The sequence below is a fragment of the Rhizobium pantanalense genome (genome assembly GCF_030182525.1).
Lineage (GTDB): Bacteria > Pseudomonadota > Alphaproteobacteria > Rhizobiales > Rhizobiaceae > Rhizobium.
This window is the reverse complement of the sequence record NZ_JAQJCH010000003.1, coordinates 439,876-456,637: the sequence shown is the minus strand read 5'-3', so window position 1 is coordinate 456,637 and position 16,762 is coordinate 439,876. Positions and strand designations below refer to the sequence as shown.

Here is a 16,762-nt window from a genome sequence, read left to right as displayed (position 1 = left end):
GGACGCGATGCATGTAAGCCTTCGTGTCATCAGCAGAGCAAAGCGGGCGATGGGGAGACGAACATGCGGGTCATCTACTCGGAAGATCACAAGCTCAGGGATGCCAAGACCGAGCTGCATGATGGCCAGCTCGTCACGCCCTTCGAGGCACCCTTCCGCGCCGAATGGATCCTCGCCGCCGTGAAGGAAGCCGGCTTTACCGATGTGGTTGCACCTCATGCCCACGGATTGGAAACGGCGCGCAAGGTGCACGACCCGGCCTATCTCGATTTCCTCGGCGTGGTCTGGGAGCGCTGGGTCGCCGCCGGCTACAAGGGGGAGGCGATTGCCAATTCCTTTCCCGTCAGGCGCACCAGCCAGCGCGTGCCTGACAATATCGTCGGCATGATCGGCCATTATGCCAATGCCGCCGATACCTCGATCACCAAAGGCTCCTATGAGGCGGCGATCGCATCGATGCGTTGTGCCCTGACCGGCGCCGATTGGCTTCATGCCGGCAACGGCTTCGCTTTCGCGCTCTGCCGCCCGCCCGGACATCATGCCGGCATCGATCTCTTCGGCGGCTATTGCTTCATCAACAATGCCGGCGTTGCCGCTCAGCGCCTGCGTGACCACGGTGCGGCCAAGGTGGCGGTGCTCGATGTCGATTTCCATCACGGCAACGGCACGCAGGACATTTTCTACCGGCGGGGCGATGTCTTCACCGCCTCGCTGCATGGCGATCCCATCTATGCCTTTCCCTATTTCCTCGGCCATGCCGATGAGGAGGGCGAGGGCGATGGCTTGGGCGCCAACCGCAATTACCCCATGCCGCGCGGTACGCCTTGGGAGGACTGGTCGGCGGCACTCGACGATGCGCTTGCCCGCATCGAGGCTTTCGGCGCGGAGGCGGTCGTGCTCTCGCTTGGTGTCGATACGTTCGAGCGCGATCCGATCTCCTTCTTCAGGCTGACATCGCAGGACTTCATCCGCATGGGCGAGCGGGTCGCTGCCGCAGGCCTGCCCGTCCTCGTCTGTATGGAGGGTGGCTATGGCGTGCCCGAGATCGGCCTGAACGTCGCTAATGTGCTGAAGGGTCTCGAATCCTGAGGCGCCTTGCATCAAAGCGCCTGATCGCAGGATGAAAAGTTTGAATTTGCCAGTGCATGACCACGCCTCTACATACGCCGCCTAGTTGGGGGTGTTTATGGAACAGAAGCTTGTCGACAGCGGATCGGATGGCGGCGCGGCGCTGATGCCGCATTCGGATGTTCCGCCATCGACCGGCAGCATCGCCGCCGGCGTGCTGATGTGCGTGATGTCGATGTCGTCAATCCAGTTCGGCTCGGCCTTGTCGGCTCCGGTCATCAACGCCTATGGACCGGCGGGTGCCACGTGGCTGCGGCTTGTCTTCGCCTCTATCGCGTTGGCGATCATAGTTCGCCCGAAGATCATGAGCTACAGCCGCTCGCAATGGTTCGGCGTGTTGGCGCTCGGTACAGTCTCGGCGCTGATGACGACTTCTTTCTTTTCGGCGATCGCGCGTATTCCCTTGGGCCTTGCCGTCGCCATCGAGTTTCTCGGGCCGCTGCTGGTCGCGACCCTCGGCTTCGGGCTGGGCCGTCAGCTTCTTTGGCCGATTTTCGCCGCCATCGGCGTTCTGCTCTTGGCCTATGATGGCGAGGAATGGGTCGGCAATCTCCCCGGCATCCTCTTTGCCATCGGAGCCGGCGCGGGCTGGGCCTGCTATATCCTTTTGACGAAGAAGGTCGGCAATGCCTTTCAGGGTCTTGAAGGTCTTTCCATGTCGCTGCTGGTCGCGGCGGTCGTCTCCACACCCTTCGGCTTTGCCTCGGCCGTCCCTAATCTGACGGCCTTCGGCCTTCTCGAAATAGCCGGGCTGGCGCTGCTCGTTCCGCTGATGCCCTATGTGCTGGAAATGGTGGCGCTCAAGCGCATGCCCACCTCGTCCTTTGGCATCCTCATGAGCCTCGAGCCCGCCATCGGCGCCTTTGCCGGCTTCGTCATCCTGTCGCAGCCGATGACGCCGTCTCAGATGTTCGGCACAGCGCTTGTCGTTGCAGCCAGTATCGGGGCGACGATCTTCGCTGCTAAAGGCTGAGACTGGTGGGCGTAAGCCGTCGTTGCCTCGAGTTTGGCCCGGCAACTCTCCGTCAATCCGGGGCTTGAAGCCTGGCGATCTGGGGTGCAACGATTGCGATGAACAGTCCTCGATCGCCGAAAGCTCTCGCCGAGAGCATTGCCCCATGAGCCGAGGCCATCAGGATTTGCGCCTCTTCCTCAGGTCGCTTGTCCAGCTGGAAGAGGCCATTCTCGGTTCCAGCCTGCAGCACCGACGTAAGCCACCCGGCGAGGCTATGAAAGTGGCCACGCACCTGGGATGCGACATCCTCCGGCAGCATCTGCATCTCGCTAGCGAGCATTGCGCAGACGCAGAAAGGCAGCGAGGCGTCCCGAATGCATGAGTGCCAGTAGCTCACATAGGCCTGCAGCTGTTCCGCGGGGCTCGATATGCCTTCGCGCAAAGACTTCAGACCCGCTTCCGTCTGCTGCCTGTAACGGTCCACCAGCACCGAAACCAGTTCGGCCTTTGTCGGAAAGTGATGGTGGATGCTTGCCTTTCGGATGCCGATCGCCGCGGAGATGTCGGCATAGCTGAAGCCGTTGTAGCCTCCGGCCACGATGAGAGCCTGCGCGATGTCCAGAATTTTTTCTGAAGTGGAAGTTATTGATTTCATATCACTGCCTACCTTCTGGTAGGCTTGTTGTCAAGATTGCCGCACCACTTCTGGCTCTCACGAAACGGTGTTCGAACCCGTGTTGACTCAGTGAGTTTATCTTCCTACTAGTAGGTAGGCAAATACAAGGAGCCTACCGATGCAAAGCCGCATTTCATCCCAGTCAAACTGGCTGCAGTCCTATTATTTTACACGTGCCCTGTTCTCGATCGCCTGGATTTCAGCCGCGATCGTTCTCAGCGCAAAACCGCCATCCGTCGCGTTTCTGCTGGTTATCTATCCTGTATGGGATGCCCTCGCCAATCTGGTCGATGCGCGGGTTAACGGCGGCCTGAAGGTCAATCCGTCGCAAGCATTGAATGTTGTCGTCAGCATCGTCACGGCGCTCGCCGTTGTTGTGGCCGCCTACAATAGCACCTATGCCGTCCTGGCCGTGTTTGGGGCTTGGGCAATACTCTCGGGCTTGCTGCAACTCTACACCGGCGTAAGGCGCTGGCGTATCTATGGCGCTCAATGGGTAATGGTCCTGAGCGGTGCGCAGTCGGCGCTTGCCGGCGGTTTCATGCTCAGCCGATCCCTCGGCACGGTCGAGCCGACGATTCTAGATATCATCCCCTACGTGGCGTTCGGGGCCTTCTATTTCCTGCTTTCCGCAATCTGGCTTGCGGTCGCGGCCCATCGCAAAGCACATGCATAGGCGCTGCCTGATCTTGCGGCGGCGAGTTTGAAGTGACTTGCCGCCGTATTTTCGCGCGGCCTGCCTTAAGCCGTCGTCTTCGCGGGATCGTCCAGCGCTGGATTATAGAAGAGTGAGAGCGTCAGGCTCTTGGCGATGCGCTCGGCCGTCGCCATGAACCAGTCTCTTGCCTCCTTGGAAGGCGCGATATCGGCAAGCGTTTCGGAGAAAAGCGCCAGCCATTCCGGAAAGAGGTTCGCAGCCATGCCCTCGACGCCGAGATGCGCCTGCACCGGCTTGCCGCCATAGGCGCCGTTCTTGAAGGCAACGGAGGACCAGAAGCGCTTCATCTTTTCCATGTGGTCGGGCCAGCGCCCGGCAAGGCGCCCGTCGAAGACCGGTCCGAGCCGGGGATGCGCCTGAACGCGCCCATAGAACGTGTCGACCAGCCTGTCGATGAAGGCAGGATCAATGCCCATCCGCGTCATCTCTGCTTCGGCCCTTTCGCGGATGCCGGCAAGATGGGCAGCGCGGGCCCGTATCTCGTTTTCCATAATATTCTCCGGGTGCCGGCGCGTGGAAACCGCTGTTCCGACGTCTTTTAGGTCTCTATGTATGCAATTTCTCAGCGCGACCAAGACGTCATGGAGATGTTGCGGCAATCTGTCAAAGTGGCGCTGCTATTTTCCGCGGCCTCGTTCGGCGGGCCACAAATTTTTCGGCGCGATTTTCCCTCCGCAATGACGTCTCCGTGCTTGACCAGTGCAATTGTCGACTTTAGAATTAGAATAATTCTAAAGTTATGAGGTTGCCCCGATGCTGCTAGGCCTATTCCGCCCGTCGAAACGTCCCTTCACCTCTCTTTCCGAACAGGAGATTCTGGCGATTGCCATTGCGGCAGAGGAAGACGATTCACGCATTTATCTCGCCTATGCCGATACGCTCCGCCCGCATTATCCCGAGTCCGCCAAGGTGTTCGAGGATATGGCCGAGGTCGAGGATACGCATCGCAAGACATTGATCGACATGCATCGCCGCCGCTTCGGCGAGCGAATTCCGCTGATCAGGCGCGAGCATGTGCGCGGCTTTTACGAGCGCAAGCCGGATTGGCTGCGTAAGAACCTCTCCCTCGATGCCATGCGCGACGAAGCCGAGGCAATGGAGCAGCAGGCCTATAATTTCTATGTCGAGGCGGCCAAGCAGGTCTCCGACGCCTCGACGCGCCAGCTTCTCGGCGATCTCGCGCTTGCCGAGCAGGGCCATGAAGACGTCGCCCGCATGCTTGGCGAGAAGCATACGCCGGAAGAGGTCAGGCACGAGGAGGATGCACAGGCACGCCGCCAGTTTGTGCTGACCTATGTGCAGCCGGGTCTCGCCGGCCTGATGGATGGCTCCGTTTCCACGCTCGCGCCGATCTTTGCCGCCGCCTTTGCGACGCAGCAGACATGGCAGACCTTTCTCGTTGGCCTTTCGGCGTCTGTCGGTGCCGGCATTTCCATGGGTTTCACCGAGGCAGCCCATGACGACGGCAAGATCTCCGGTCGCGGTTCGCCGATCAAGCGCGGCCTTGCCTGCGGCATCATGACCGCGCTCGGCGGCCTTGGCCATGCGTTGCCCTACCTCATCCCGCATTTCTGGACCGCGACGATCACCGCCGCAATCGTCGTCTTCTTCGAACTTTGGGTCATCGCCTTCATCCAGAACAAATATATGGAGACGCCGTTCTTACGGGCAGCCTTCCAGGTCGTCCTCGGCGGCTCGCTGGTGCTGGGTGCCGGCATTCTGATTGGAAATGGGTGAAACGCGTCCGGCATAGCCGACGAAACGATCCGGTGAATCGTTTCGAGCGTCGAACGCCCCTTCGGCAGGCTCAGGATGCCCAAGCGAAGGCGGGCAATGAGGCATGGTCGATGTTTTGTCCTCGACGGAGCGAAGACACGCTCGGATCACGAAATGTTAAAAGTCGGAACGCCTTCTATTGCTATCGGTTAGCAACACGAGGCCGCTCTTGGCCTCGACAGCAAACCAAAGGAGATATCCAATGGCAAACCAAGGTGGAACCCACGAACAACATGTCAAGGCTGGCCAGCAAAGCCACAAGAACATGGAGAGCAACACCCGGAATGCCTCCTCTGGCTCCCGCGAGCAGCACTCTGGCGGCTCCCGAGGTGGTTCCCATGAGCAACACGTCAAGGCAGGCCAGCAGAGCCATAAGAACCATTGACGTTCGTGGTGATGACCAATTCGCCCTTACCGGAAAGTAAGGGATGTTTTCGTACGTGATGAAAAGCGAAAGGCCGGTCCGATGGGCCGGCCTTCTTGCGTAACAAGAAATTGGCTCGCGCTTACTTGACGGCGCCGACCAGGACGTCGTTGCCGTTCTCGATGGTGACCCAGCGGCCGGCATTGAAGCTCGCCTGACGCTTCAGATAGGAATAGGGAGTCTTGGTCCAGACCTTGATCTCGTCCTCGAGGTTGTCGAGGATAAAATCGCCCTGCTTGGTGCGCAGCGTCAGCACAGCATGTCCTTCGCCGTCAGGCTTGCGAACGACCGTCATCAACAGGTTGGAGGCGGAGATGCCGCTCTGGATCAGGAGCTTGCGCTTCAGCAGAGCAAAATCCTCGCAGTCGCCGGCGGTCTTCGGATATTCCCAATATTCCTCCTGGCCGTAGACTTCCATGTCGGTCGCCGGGCGGATCGTCTTGTTGACGCGCAGGTTGATCTGGTTGACGAGAGCCCAGGAGGCGGCGTTCATGTCGACGGGACCGATATTGCGGGTCGGACCACATTCGTCGGTATGTCTCTGGCAGAAGTCGTAGTGTCCGATCGGCTGGGAGGTCACGTTGCCGACGGTCATCGAAACACCCTGCTGAGGTGCCGGCATCGCCGCCGACGACATCGCAACTATAGCAGCGAAGGCAATCAACAAGCCCTTAATACGCACGCCCACTGTCCTTGTATCGTCCCTGCATTTGTTAACAAATTGTTAATGTAGGGGGGTGCGCGAAGTCAATCGTTACTTAAGTGTTAACACCGGAACCGGCTCATATGGTTAATTTCGGCACAATCAAGGAGATAGTTGCCATAATTTCCTGCTGCCTGCGATTACGCAAGCGCGCGCTCGCGGCGACCGGAAAAGGAGGCGCGTGTTGAGCATTTCACAAATATCTATTTGTTTTTATGGCGTATTATGCAGTGCCAATGTCTCGGCCACAGCGAGCATGCGCTCGATGTCCTGCGGCCGCGACAGGCGATGATCGCCGTCGCGCACAAGCGTTAACACGACATCGTCCGCCGGCAGGTGCTCGACCAGCTTTAACGAATGCGAGAAAGGCACGTCTGCATCCTGCATCCCCTGCAATATATGTACCGGGCAGCCGGTTTCGATGATGCCGGTCAGCACGCGATTGGCGCGGCCGTCCTCGATGAGAGCGCGGGTGAATATGTTCGGCTCGGGGCTATATTCCGAAGGCTCCTCGAAATAGCCGCGTTCCGCCAGCGAGCGCCGCTCGACATCGGAAAGGTTGGGCTCGATGAGATCGATGGTGAAATCGGGCGCGGGTGCGATGAGCACGAGGCCGGCGATGGCGGCTGTCTTCTTGCGTTTGCGCAGTTCCTGGATGACCCTGAGCGCGATCCAGCCGCCCATCGACGAGCCGACGAGAACGATCTTCTTCGGCTTGGTATGATCGATGACGGCAAGTGCCTCTTCCAGCCAGCGTGAAATCGTGCCGTTTGTGAACTTGCCGCCGGACTGCCCGTGGCCGGAATAGTCGAAGCGGATGCAGCCGATACCAAGTCGCGCCGCCAGCGAATCCAGCTCCACCGCCTTGGTGCCGCTCATGTCGGATCGATAGCCGGACAGCCAGACGAAGCTGACATTCCTGGCACCCTTGCCGGCTGTGCGCTCGATGATGGCGATCTGGCGCTCGCTCTCGCCCGTGCCAACGGGAAGGAAGGTCGGTTGGATGGGTGTGGCGGTCTCGGACATGGAAAACTCCCGGATTTTCTGCCCTATAGAACAGATTCGCGTCCGCGTGACCTGAAAAATCCTCGATCTTTTCGCTGTGGTTTCTATATAAAAGGAGAAGGATACTGTGTCCTTCGCGCATCTCGCGCTTCCAGGACACTCTATTGACACGCGGGAGGTGCTTTTTTCCTGCTGTCATGCTATTGACTTCAACACAGCTTTTACGACATTTCCGTCAGTTGCGCCGACGGGGAGCGAGAGGCTGCAGCTATCCGAAACAATTCGTGGAGAATACGACCATTCGCAGACCTTTTAAAGCCGACGCGCCCGTAAAGGACGGGCCGCGTTCCAACAGGGAAATTCGCATTCCCAAAGTTCAGCTCATTACGGCTGACGGCCAGAATATGGGCATCGTCCCGACCGACCAGGCATTGAGAATGGCAGAGGAGGCCGGTCTCGATCTGGTAGAGATTTCCCCCAATGCTGAACCGCCTGTGTGCAAGATCCTCGATCTGGGTAAGCTGAAATATGCCAACCAGAAGAAGGCCGCCGAGGCGCGCAAGAAGCAGAAGATCGTCGAAGTCAAAGAAATCAAGATGCGTCCCAACATCGACACCCATGACTATGAGGTGAAGATGAAGGCGATCGGTCGTTTCTTTGAAGAAGGCGACAAGGTGAAGGTGACCTTGAAGTTCCGCGGCCGCGAAATGGCCCACCAGGAACTTGGCATGAAGCTGCTTCAGCAGGTCAAGGAAGATACGATCGAGATTGCCAAGGTGGAGGCCGAGCCCAAGCTCGAAGGCCGCCAGATGATGATGGTGCTTGCGCCCAAGTGAGGCGCAAGTCGGAGTAGAGAGGCCGGAGCCGTCCCTTGGACGGCTTTTTCCTTTTCTGCGGCAGGGGTCGATGCCTGTCATCGATCTGCAAAGATTCCTGTATTCGCACCGTTGCACTTCAGGGCAAGTGCGGTTATAAGCGCGCGTCCGAACTGACCGGCAGGGCATGCCGTGGCAGTTCAGAATGCTGGTGGAGCGGTTCGTCACCGTATCTGCCGTTCAACAACAAACGCTCCGGCACCTTGTTGCAGCCCGGCCAGCCCGGATCTGTGGGAAGGGCTTTTAAGCAAAGCGCGCCAGGAAGCATCGAAGGAGTAGCAAAATGCCCAAGATGAAGACGAAGTCCTCTGCCAAGAAGCGGTTCAAGATCACCGCATCCGGCAAGGTCAAGGCAGCCGCTGCTGGCAAGCGCCACGGCATGATCAAGCGTAGCAACAAGTTCATTCGCGATGCCCGCGGCACCATGGTTCTCGCAGAACCGGATGGCCGTAAGGTTGTCAAGAACTACTTGCCGAACGGTCTCTAAGACTATTCGTAACGCTATAGACTAAGGAGATCATGAAATGGCACGCGTAAAAAGAGGCGTTACCGCCCACGCCAAGCACAAGAAGGTTCTGAAGGCAGCCAAGGGCTTCTACGGCCGTCGCAAGAACACCATCCGTACCGCCAAGGCCGCTGTCGACCGCGCAAAGCAGTACGCTTACCGCGACCGCAAGGTCAACAAGCGCAACTTTCGCGCCCTCTGGATCCAGCGCATCAACGCTGCCGTCCGCGAATTTGGCCTGACCTACGGCCGTTTCATCGACGGTCTGAACAAGGCTGGCATCGAAGTCGACCGCAAGGTTCTCTCCGACATGGCAATCCATGAGCCGGAAGCTTTCGGCGCCCTCGTCGCTGCCTCTAAGAAGGCACTTGAGTACCTCAAGGACGCTGGCACGAAGAACGAGTTCGAAGCCGCTGTTGGCTAAGAGCGTCTACTAGACAGTTTTTGTCATATTTATGAAACCCGCGCTTGTGTAACCAGCGCGGGTTTTGTATTTCTTGCAATACAATCAATTTGCGATAGTCACCTTGAGGATTCCCGGTATCGGGAATGGGTGAAATTGTTGAATGGCAAGACTGCGGAACTGAACTTCATACCCAATCTGAACGGTAAGGACATAGAGACCTTGCTGACAGTGCTGGTGAACGGCTCCAGCCGTGTCGAGCGAGTTGCCCTTTCTGTGTGTCAGGTCTGGATCAAGCGATACGGCACGAAGAAACCCTCTGCCTGGCGTCATCTGCAGAGAGTCTTTTCACGCATTGTCCCGGTCGCCTTTCTGCGCCCCTGTGCCTATCTGTCTCCGCGGCAGATGGCCGAGCGGGAAATGCAGCGCATAGCCTTGTTCAGGCAGCGGGGTGTAGCCGTTCCGGAGGTTCTCTACGCCTCGAATGGCGCGCTTGTTCTTGCGGACGCCGGAATCACGGTTCAGCGTCGCCTTGCGCAGCTGAAGGAGAGCGATCCCGCCGCTCACGACGAACTCATGGTCGCCTGCGCTGCCGAGCTCGGTCGGCTGCATGCCAAGGGGCTTTGCCATGGCAGGCCCTATCCGCGCGACATGTTCTTCGCCGGCGATCGGCTTGGCTTCATGGATTTCGAGGAGGACCCGCAGACAGTCATGCCGCTTGCCGCGGCGCAGGCCCGTGATATCTGGCTGCTCTTCCTGCAGATCGCAACCGGCGCCCGCCTCGGGCTTTCAACGCAGAACAGAGCCTATGAAGCCTGGTCGGAGCAGGCACCAGCGGCTGCGCGCGCCGAGCTTCAGCGCATGATTCGCTTTCTAGGCGGTTTTTTGTTCCTTGCCCGGTTGATTGGCCGCGTGCACATGGGTAGTGATCTCCAGCGCTTCATCGTTGCGACAAGCTTTCTGATGCATGCGTTCACCACTTATTCCGTGGACTGAGAGCCCGATGGCCCCTGGTCCGCAAGGCAGGACCAGATGACGGAACTCGTAACACTTGAAACCCAACTCATGGCCGAGGTGGCCGCGGCGAACGACGAGCAGGCGATCGAGGCGGTCAGGGTTGCTGCGCTCGGCAAGAAGGGCTCGGTTTCTGAACTGCTGAAGACGCTGGGCTCGATGTCGCCGGAAGAGCGGCAGACACGCGGTGCTGCGATCAACGCGCTGAAGAATTCCGTCACCGATGCCATCAATGCCCGTAAAAGCGAGCTCCGCGATGCCGCGATAGAGGCGAAGCTCAAGGCCGAGACCGTCGATGTCAGCCTGCCGGTCCGCTCCTCGCCGGCCGAGCGCGGCCGCATCCATCCGATCAGCCAGATCGTCGACGAGATCACCGCCATCTTCGGCGACATGGGCTTCTCGATCGCCGAAGGTCCCGATGTCGAGACCGACTACTATAACTTCACGGCGCTGAACTTCCCGGAAGGACACCCGGCCCGCGAAATGCACGACACCTTCTTCTTCCAGCCGGATGAAAAAGGTGAGCGCAAGGTGCTGCGCACGCACACCTCGCCGGTGCAGGTGCGCACCATGGAAGCGCAGAAGCCGCCGATTCGCATCATCATCCCCGGCAAGACCTACCGCCAGGATAGCGACGCCACGCATTCGCCGATGTTCCATCAGGTCGAAGGCCTCGTCATCGACAAGACAGCGAATGTCGCCAATATCCGCTGGGTGCTCGAAGAGTTCTGCAAGACTTTCTTCGAGGTCGACAATGTGACGATGCGTTTCCGCCCGTCATTCTTCCCCTTCACGGAGCCGTCCTTCGAGGTCGATATCCAGTGCGACCGCTCCGGCCCGATCGTCAAGTTCGGCGAAGGCACCGATTGGATGGAAATCCTCGGCTGCGGCATGGTGCATCCGAACGTGCTGCGCTATGGCGGCCTCGATCCGGACGAGTATCAGGGCTTTGCCTGGGGCATGGGCCTCGATCGCATTGCCATGCTGAAATACGGCATGCCCGACCTGCGCGACTTCTTCAACGCCGATGTCCGCTGGATGAACCACTATGGCTTCCGCCCGCTCGACATGCCGACCCTGTTCGGCGGTCTGAGCGCGTAAGGAAGGGATAAAGCACATGAAATTCACACTCTCCTGGCTGAAAGAGCACCTGGAAACCGACGCCTCGCTCGATGAGATCTGCGCCCGCCTGACGATGATCGGGCTGGAAGTGGAAGAGGTGGACGACAAGACGGCGTTCAAGCCCTTCGTCATCGCCAAGGTTCTCTCGGCCGAAAAGCACCCGCAGGCCGATCGCCTGAAGGTGCTGATGGTCGATACCGGCAGCGGTGCGCCCGTTCAGGTCGTCTGCGGCGCTCCCAATGCGCGCGCTGGCCTCATCGGCGCCTTCGCCGCCCCCGGCACCTATGTTCCCGGCATCGACGTGACGCTTGCGATCGGCAACATCCGCGGCGTCGAGAGCCGCGGCATGATGTGCTCGGAAAAGGAGCTCGAAATCTCCGACAGCCATGACGGCATCATCGACCTTCCGGAAGATGCGCCTGTTGGCACGAGTTTCGCCGCCTATGCCGGCCTCGACGATCCGGTCATCGAGATCAATCTGACGCCGAACCGCCCGGATTGCACTGGCGTCTATGGCATCGCCCGCGATCTCGCCGCCTCCGGCCTTGGCACCCTGAAGCCTCGCCTCACGCCAACCTTCCTTGTCCAAGGCGAAACGCCGACCGAGCTCAAGATCGTGTTGGATGATGCGCGCCTGTGCCCCGGCTTTTCGTTGCGCCTCGTGCGCGGTGTCAAAAACGGCCCGAGCCCGAAGTGGATGCAGCAGCGACTGCTCGCGATCGGCCTCCGTCCAATCAGCGCGCTGGTCGATATCACCAACTACATGACCTTCGATCAGGGCCGCCCGATGCACGTCTTCGACGCCGCCAAGGTCAAGGGCAATCTGGTTGTGCGCCGCGCCAGGGACGGCGAAACCGTGCTGGCGCTCGACGAGCGCGAATACAAGCTCAACCCAAGCAATGTCGTCATCGCCGATGACAACGGCGTCGAATCGATCGGCGGCATCATGGGCGGCGAGCATTCCGGCTGTGACGAGAATACTACGGACGTGCTGATCGAATCGGCGCTCTGGGACCCGATGAACATCGCCAAGACCGGCCGCAGCCTCGGCATCATCACCGATGCGCGCTATCGTTTCGAGCGCGGTGTCGATCCGGAATATATGGTACCCGGCCTCGAGCGCACGACTGAGCTGGTGCTTGCTTGCTGCGGCGGGACGGCCGCCAAGGCCCGCGTCGAAGGCTACAAGGACTATGAGGCCAAGGTCGTCGATTTTCCGCTGTCGGAAGTCAAGCGCCTGACCGGCCTCGAAGTCTCGGCCGATGAGAGCAAGTCCATCTTGACGAAGCTCGGTTTCTCGGTCTCCGGTTCCGGCGAGCGTATTTCCGTTGCCGTTCCCTCCTGGCGTCCGGATGTCGATGGCAAGGCCGATCTTGTCGAAGAGATCATGCGCATCCACGGCGTCGACAATATAAAGCCGCAGCCGTTGGCAAGCCACACCGCCGTCAACGGCAGGATCCTGACGACGCTGCAGATCCGCACGCGCACTGCCAAGCGAGCGCTTGCTGCGCGCGGCATGCTGGAAGCCGTCACCTGGTCCTTCATCTCGGAAGATCAGGCGAAGCTCTTCGGCGGCGGCTCCAACGCGCTGAAGCTTGCGAACCCGATCGCCGCCGATATGTCCGACATGCGTCCCTCGCTGCTGCCGGGCCTGCTGTCGGCCGCGCAGCGCAATGCCGACAAGGGCTATGGCGACGTCGCGATCTTCGAAGTTTCCGGCACCTATGAAAATGATACGCCCGAGGGCCAGCGTCGCGTTGCCGGCGGCATCCGCCGTGGCACGGCAACGCTTGCCGGCGCCGGCCGGATGTGGTCGAACGCCACCAAGGGCGGCGGCAAGCCGGTCGATGTCTTCGACGCCAAAGCCGATGCTCTGGCCGTCATCGAGGCCTGCGGCCTGCCGATGGGCAATATCCAGATCGAGCAGGGTGGCCCGGCCTGGTACCACCCCGGCCGCTCCGGCACCATCAAGATGGGTCCGAAGGCCGTGCTCGGCTATTTCGGCGAATTCCATCCGAAGACGCTGGAAGCGCTCGACGTCTCAGGCGCTCTCGCCGGCTTCGAAGTCTATGTCGATGCCATGCCCGAACCGAAAAAGAAGGCGACCCGTACCAAGCCGGCGCTGGAGCTTTCTCCGTTCCAGACCGTCAAGCGCGACTTCGCTTTCGTGGTCGACAAGTCGGTGGAAGCCGGAGCGATTATCCGCGCGGCTGCCGGCGCCGACCGCAAGCTGGTTACCGGCGTCAACGTCTTCGACATTTTCGAGGGCGCATCGCTTGGCGAAGGCAAGAAGTCGATCGCCATCGAAGTGCAGATCCAGCCGGCAGAGCGTACGCTGACGGATGAGGATTTCGAGGCGCTGACGCAGAAGATCGTGGCGAATGTGACGAAGTCGACGGGTGGGGTGCTGAGAGCGTAATCGGCTGCGGCTGCAGAGTTCGCGGAGAGTGAGTTACCCCCTCTGTCGCTTTCGTGACATCTCCCCAACAAGGGGGGAGATTGTTGGGAGTATGCCGCACGCTCATTCAAACCTAAAAAGCTTCAGCGTCTGCAGCTTCGATATTTGATTGAGGCAGGAGGGATTCCGCGAGTTAACCGATCTCCCCCTTGTGGGGAGGGGTATCGCATATGAGCGGAGATCGCCGCTGTCCCCCTTCTCCCCAGCGGGGAGAAGGTGCCGCCAGGCGGATGAGGGGGTGCTCGCCAAGACCACCAAAATCCATGAATTCAAATAGATAACCCCCTCATCCGACCCTTCGGGCCACCTTCTCCCCAAGGGGAGAAGGAGCTTATGGTGCTCGCCCGTCTCCATATGCGATAGCCCTGCCCTTGTGGGGGAGATGTTACGAAGTGACAGAGCGGGGTATCAAACCCTCGGCATAAAAGGCGCACGCCTCGGATCGCCTCACCTACCGATGCAGATGATAGACCTTATTGACGATACTCCAGCGCCCATCGATCTTCACCAGCGATAGATAGTCCGAAAACCGCATCCCGGCGAATTCGTCGACGACCTTGACGCTGGCCGCATCGCCTTCGATGTCGATCAATTCGATCTCCATCAGCGGTATGGTTCCGGGCGGCGCACTGCCTTCCTCGACGATCGCGGCGATGAATTCGTCCCGCGTCATCCATTCCACCGCGCCTTGGTAATTGCCGATGATCGCTGCCCGCGGATGGAAGGCCTTGCGCAGTGCCGGCTCGTTCGCGAATGCCATTCCATCGACATAGAGATGAACGACCGCACGGATTGCCTGCTCTTCCGACATCTCGTCATTCCTCGTTTGAGTTATGCCTAAGATATCATAGACGCCGGCGGCTGACAAAAATGCATACGGCGCGATCGCAATGATTTGACGGATATTACTCGACAAAAACCCGCACGCTTGCCGCGCGCCCGGCGGCATCGATTACGGTCAGCGTCGAATAGCCGGCGCCATCAGGCGTCCATTGGTTGGTGCGGCGGCGCGACATGTCGGGCAGCGGCTTGCCGTTGGCAAGCCAGCGGAATGGCGCCCGTCCACCCTGCAGCTTCAGCGCCAGCGGCATGATCTGGTCGTTGCCGGTGCTGGCGCCGAGATCGACGCGTGCGCCTTCCGGCGGATAGACGATCTGCGGTGCCGGTTCGCGGCTGGAGGCGGCCAGCAGCCCGGCGGCGGTGACGGAAAAGCGCCGCTGGCTGATCGGCAGTTCGGTTGGTGCGATGCGCACGGCGCCCATCGGAGCGGCAGGGAAGGGAGTTATGGCAACGCCGGATTTCGCAAAGGCTTCGAATAGAATAGGGGCGGCGGAAACATAGCCCGCCAAACCCGGCACGGCGCCATTGTCCGGACGGCCCACCCAGACGCCGAGCACATGAGCACCGTCATAGCCGATCGACCAAGCATCGCGGTTGCCGTAGCTGGTGCCGGTCTTGTAGGCGATGCCGAGCTGCTTGCTGCCGCGCGGCGCGATGATGTCGGAGAGAATATCGGTGATGTTCCACACCGCGATCGGCTCCATCAGCGGCTCGCCGTCGATCGGCCCCGGCTCGTCCTGAACGCCGTCGCCGATCCGCATCGGCTTGCCGCGATTGGCAAGCCCGGCATAGAGCTGCACAAGGTCCTTCAGCGTCACGCCGACGCCGCCAAGCCCGATGGCAAGGCCGGGCGCCTCGTTCGGCGGCAGCTTCGGCTTTACTTCGGCGCGGCGGAAGCGCACCAGCAGCCGCGTCGGACCTACGGCATCGAGCAGCCGTACGGCCGGCACGTTTAACGACAATTGCAGCGCCTGGCGCACACTGACATCGCCCTGATAGCTCATGTCGAAATTGCGCGGGCGATAGCCGTAGAAATCGGCGGGGCGATCCTCGATGATCGTTTCCTGCGCCACATAACCCTGCTCGAAAGCAAGCCCGTAGATGAAGGGCTTCAGCGTCGAGCCGGGCGAGCGCAGTACGCGGGTCATGTCGACCCAACCGGCGCGCGAGGAGTCGAAATAATTGGCCGAGCCGACCTCACCGATGATCTCGCCGGTCTTGGCGTCGGCCATGATCATGGCGATAGACACCTTCGGCCCAAGCCGCTTCGCCGCCGCATCCGCAACGGCTTCGAGGCCTTGCTGCACGTCGCGTCGCAACGTCGTCTTGTGCTTGATGATGCCGGGCTGTTTGCGCAGTGCCAATTCGGCGACATGGGCGGCATAGGCCGGCAGCTGCCGGCGCTGGGCCGGAATGGGAGAGAGCGAAGCGCGCTCCGCTTCCCCTTCACCGATAACAGCTGCCACCGCGGCGCGCTGCAGCACACGATGGCGGGCGGCTTGTGCGGCGGCAAGATTGCGATCCGGCCGGCGTTTTTCCGGCAGCTGCGGCAGTGCTACAAGCAGGCCAGCCTGCGCGACCGTCAGGTGCTTCGGCTCTTTGCCGAAATAGGCAAGGCTCGCCGCGCGCACGCCTTCCAGATTGCCGCCATAGGGGGCATGGGTCAGGTAGAGATCGAGGATCTGTTCCTTGGTCAGCCGGCGTTCGATCTGTATGGCACGGATGACCTGCAGGAGCTTCGCCGTCATCGAGCGCTCGCTGCGTGGCTCGATCAGGCGCGCCACCTGCATGGAGAGCGTCGAGCCGCCGGAGACGATGCGGCCATGGGTGAGAAGCTGGAGGAAGGCGCGTCCGATCGCCATCGGGTCGACGCCGTGGTGGTCGTAGAAGCGCCGGTCCTCATAGGCGACCAGCATGCGCAGATATTGCGGATCGACATCGACAACATCGGTCTTCAGCCGCCAGCGTCCCTCGGGGGTCGCGAAGGCGCGCAGGAGATCGCCATTGGCGTCGAGCACTTCAGCCGAGACCACGCGGGCATTGTCGAGCGGCGGCGGATAGGCGCGGTCCGCGGCTTCCAGGCCCAAGACCAGAGCCACCGCTCCTAGGGCAGTGGCTCCAAAGCCGATTGCAATCTTCCATCGCGCCTTCATGTCTGCT

17 protein-coding genes are annotated in these 16,762 nt (G+C 60.4%); 11 read left to right on the top strand and 6 right to left on the bottom strand.

The window, feature by feature from the left end; translation table 11 throughout:
• Positions 1-63: 63 nt before the first annotated feature.
• Together PH558_RS11630 and PH558_RS11625 are read left to right on the top strand one after the other, a co-directional pair.
• Positions 64-1,089 carry a histone deacetylase family protein gene (locus PH558_RS11630; RefSeq protein WP_113410092.1) on the top strand — a complete coding sequence of 342 codons (1,026 nt, stop codon included), beginning with the start codon at positions 64-66 and terminating at the stop codon, positions 1,087-1,089.
• Positions 1,090-1,186: 97 nt separating this feature from the next.
• Positions 1,187-2,101: an EamA family transporter gene (locus PH558_RS11625; RefSeq protein ID WP_285204364.1), complete on the top strand. Its 915-nt coding sequence runs from the start codon at positions 1,187-1,189 to the stop codon at positions 2,099-2,101.
• Between the two features lie 52 nt (positions 2,102-2,153).
• Here PH558_RS11625 and PH558_RS11620 read toward each other — a convergent pair whose 3' ends face one another.
• A complete protein-coding gene (locus PH558_RS11620) occupies positions 2,154-2,738 on the bottom strand; it encodes a TetR/AcrR family transcriptional regulator (RefSeq protein WP_285204363.1) in 585 nt (194 codons plus the stop codon).
• Between the two features lie 139 nt (positions 2,739-2,877).
• Between PH558_RS11620 and PH558_RS11615 the strand changes: the two genes are divergently transcribed.
• Positions 2,878-3,435 (top strand): DUF308 domain-containing protein, encoded by a 558-nt coding sequence (locus PH558_RS11615; protein WP_095433673.1) that lies wholly within the window; start codon positions 2,878-2,880, stop codon positions 3,433-3,435.
• A 65-nt stretch (positions 3,436-3,500) separates the two neighbouring features.
• Here the strand turns inward: PH558_RS11615 and PH558_RS11610 are convergent, their stop codons facing one another.
• Positions 3,501-3,968: a group III truncated hemoglobin gene (locus PH558_RS11610; RefSeq protein WP_285204360.1), complete on the bottom strand. Its 468-nt coding sequence runs from the start codon at positions 3,966-3,968 to the stop codon at positions 3,501-3,503.
• Positions 3,969-4,230: 262 nt separating this feature from the next.
• On the opposite strand from PH558_RS11610, the gene mbfA reads away from it, so the two are divergent.
• Together mbfA and PH558_RS34235 are read left to right on the top strand one after the other, a co-directional pair.
• The gene (gene mbfA / locus PH558_RS11605) at positions 4,231-5,214 is read left to right on the top strand and encodes an iron exporter MbfA (RefSeq protein WP_285204358.1); all 984 of its coding nucleotides are present in this window, start codon (positions 4,231-4,233) and stop codon (positions 5,212-5,214) included.
• A gap of 241 nt (positions 5,215-5,455) precedes the next feature.
• Complete coding sequence (locus PH558_RS34235; protein ID WP_095433676.1) at positions 5,456-5,638, top strand: hypothetical protein; 183 nt, start codon at positions 5,456-5,458, stop codon at positions 5,636-5,638.
• A gap of 121 nt (positions 5,639-5,759) precedes the next feature.
• Here the strand turns inward: PH558_RS34235 and PH558_RS11600 are convergent, their stop codons facing one another.
• Both PH558_RS11600 and PH558_RS11595 read right to left on the bottom strand, forming a co-directional pair.
• Complete coding sequence (locus tag PH558_RS11600; RefSeq protein WP_095436141.1) at positions 5,760-6,359, bottom strand: transglutaminase-like cysteine peptidase; 600 nt, start codon at positions 6,357-6,359, stop codon at positions 5,760-5,762.
• Positions 6,360-6,593: 234 nt separating this feature from the next.
• Positions 6,594-7,406 carry an alpha/beta hydrolase gene (locus tag PH558_RS11595; RefSeq protein WP_113410094.1) on the bottom strand — a complete coding sequence of 271 codons (813 nt, stop codon included), beginning with the start codon at positions 7,404-7,406 and terminating at the stop codon, positions 6,594-6,596.
• Positions 7,407-7,684: 278 nt separating this feature from the next.
• On the opposite strand from PH558_RS11595, the gene infC reads away from it, so the two are divergent.
• The 6 genes from infC (at position 7,685) to pheT (ending at position 13,723) form a co-directional block, all read left to right on the top strand.
• On the top strand, positions 7,685-8,221 hold the full coding sequence (gene infC, locus PH558_RS11590) for a translation initiation factor IF-3 (RefSeq protein WP_173002511.1): 537 nt from the start codon (positions 7,685-7,687) through the stop codon (positions 8,219-8,221).
• 322 nt (positions 8,222-8,543) lie between these two features.
• Entirely contained in the window at positions 8,544-8,747 is a 204-nt protein-coding gene (gene rpmI, locus PH558_RS11585; RefSeq protein WP_069611026.1) for a 50S ribosomal protein L35, read from the top strand.
• 37 nt (positions 8,748-8,784) lie between these two features.
• The gene (gene rplT, locus PH558_RS11580) at positions 8,785-9,189 is read left to right on the top strand and encodes a 50S ribosomal protein L20 (RefSeq protein WP_285204355.1); all 405 of its coding nucleotides are present in this window, start codon (positions 8,785-8,787) and stop codon (positions 9,187-9,189) included.
• A gap of 138 nt (positions 9,190-9,327) precedes the next feature.
• Positions 9,328-10,164 carry a BUD32 family EKC/KEOPS complex subunit gene (locus PH558_RS11575; RefSeq protein ID WP_285204353.1) on the top strand — a complete coding sequence of 279 codons (837 nt, stop codon included), beginning with the start codon at positions 9,328-9,330 and terminating at the stop codon, positions 10,162-10,164.
• A 36-nt stretch (positions 10,165-10,200) separates the two neighbouring features.
• On the top strand, positions 10,201-11,283 hold the full coding sequence (gene pheS, locus PH558_RS11570; protein ID WP_095433679.1) for a phenylalanine--tRNA ligase subunit alpha: 1,083 nt from the start codon (positions 10,201-10,203) through the stop codon (positions 11,281-11,283).
• Between the two features lie 16 nt (positions 11,284-11,299).
• Positions 11,300-13,723: a phenylalanine--tRNA ligase subunit beta gene (gene pheT, locus PH558_RS11565; RefSeq protein WP_285204350.1), complete on the top strand. Its 2,424-nt coding sequence runs from the start codon at positions 11,300-11,302 to the stop codon at positions 13,721-13,723.
• 490 nt (positions 13,724-14,213) lie between these two features.
• Here pheT and PH558_RS11560 read toward each other — a convergent pair whose 3' ends face one another.
• Both PH558_RS11560 and pbpC read right to left on the bottom strand, forming a co-directional pair.
• Positions 14,214-14,573 carry a nuclear transport factor 2 family protein gene (locus PH558_RS11560; protein ID WP_095433682.1) on the bottom strand — a complete coding sequence of 120 codons (360 nt, stop codon included), beginning with the start codon at positions 14,571-14,573 and terminating at the stop codon, positions 14,214-14,216.
• 94 nt (positions 14,574-14,667) lie between these two features.
• The gene (pbpC, locus tag PH558_RS11555; protein WP_285204346.1) at positions 14,668-16,755 is read right to left on the bottom strand and encodes a penicillin-binding protein 1C; all 2,088 of its coding nucleotides are present in this window, start codon (positions 16,753-16,755) and stop codon (positions 14,668-14,670) included.
• Positions 16,756-16,762: the final 7 nt, after the last annotated feature.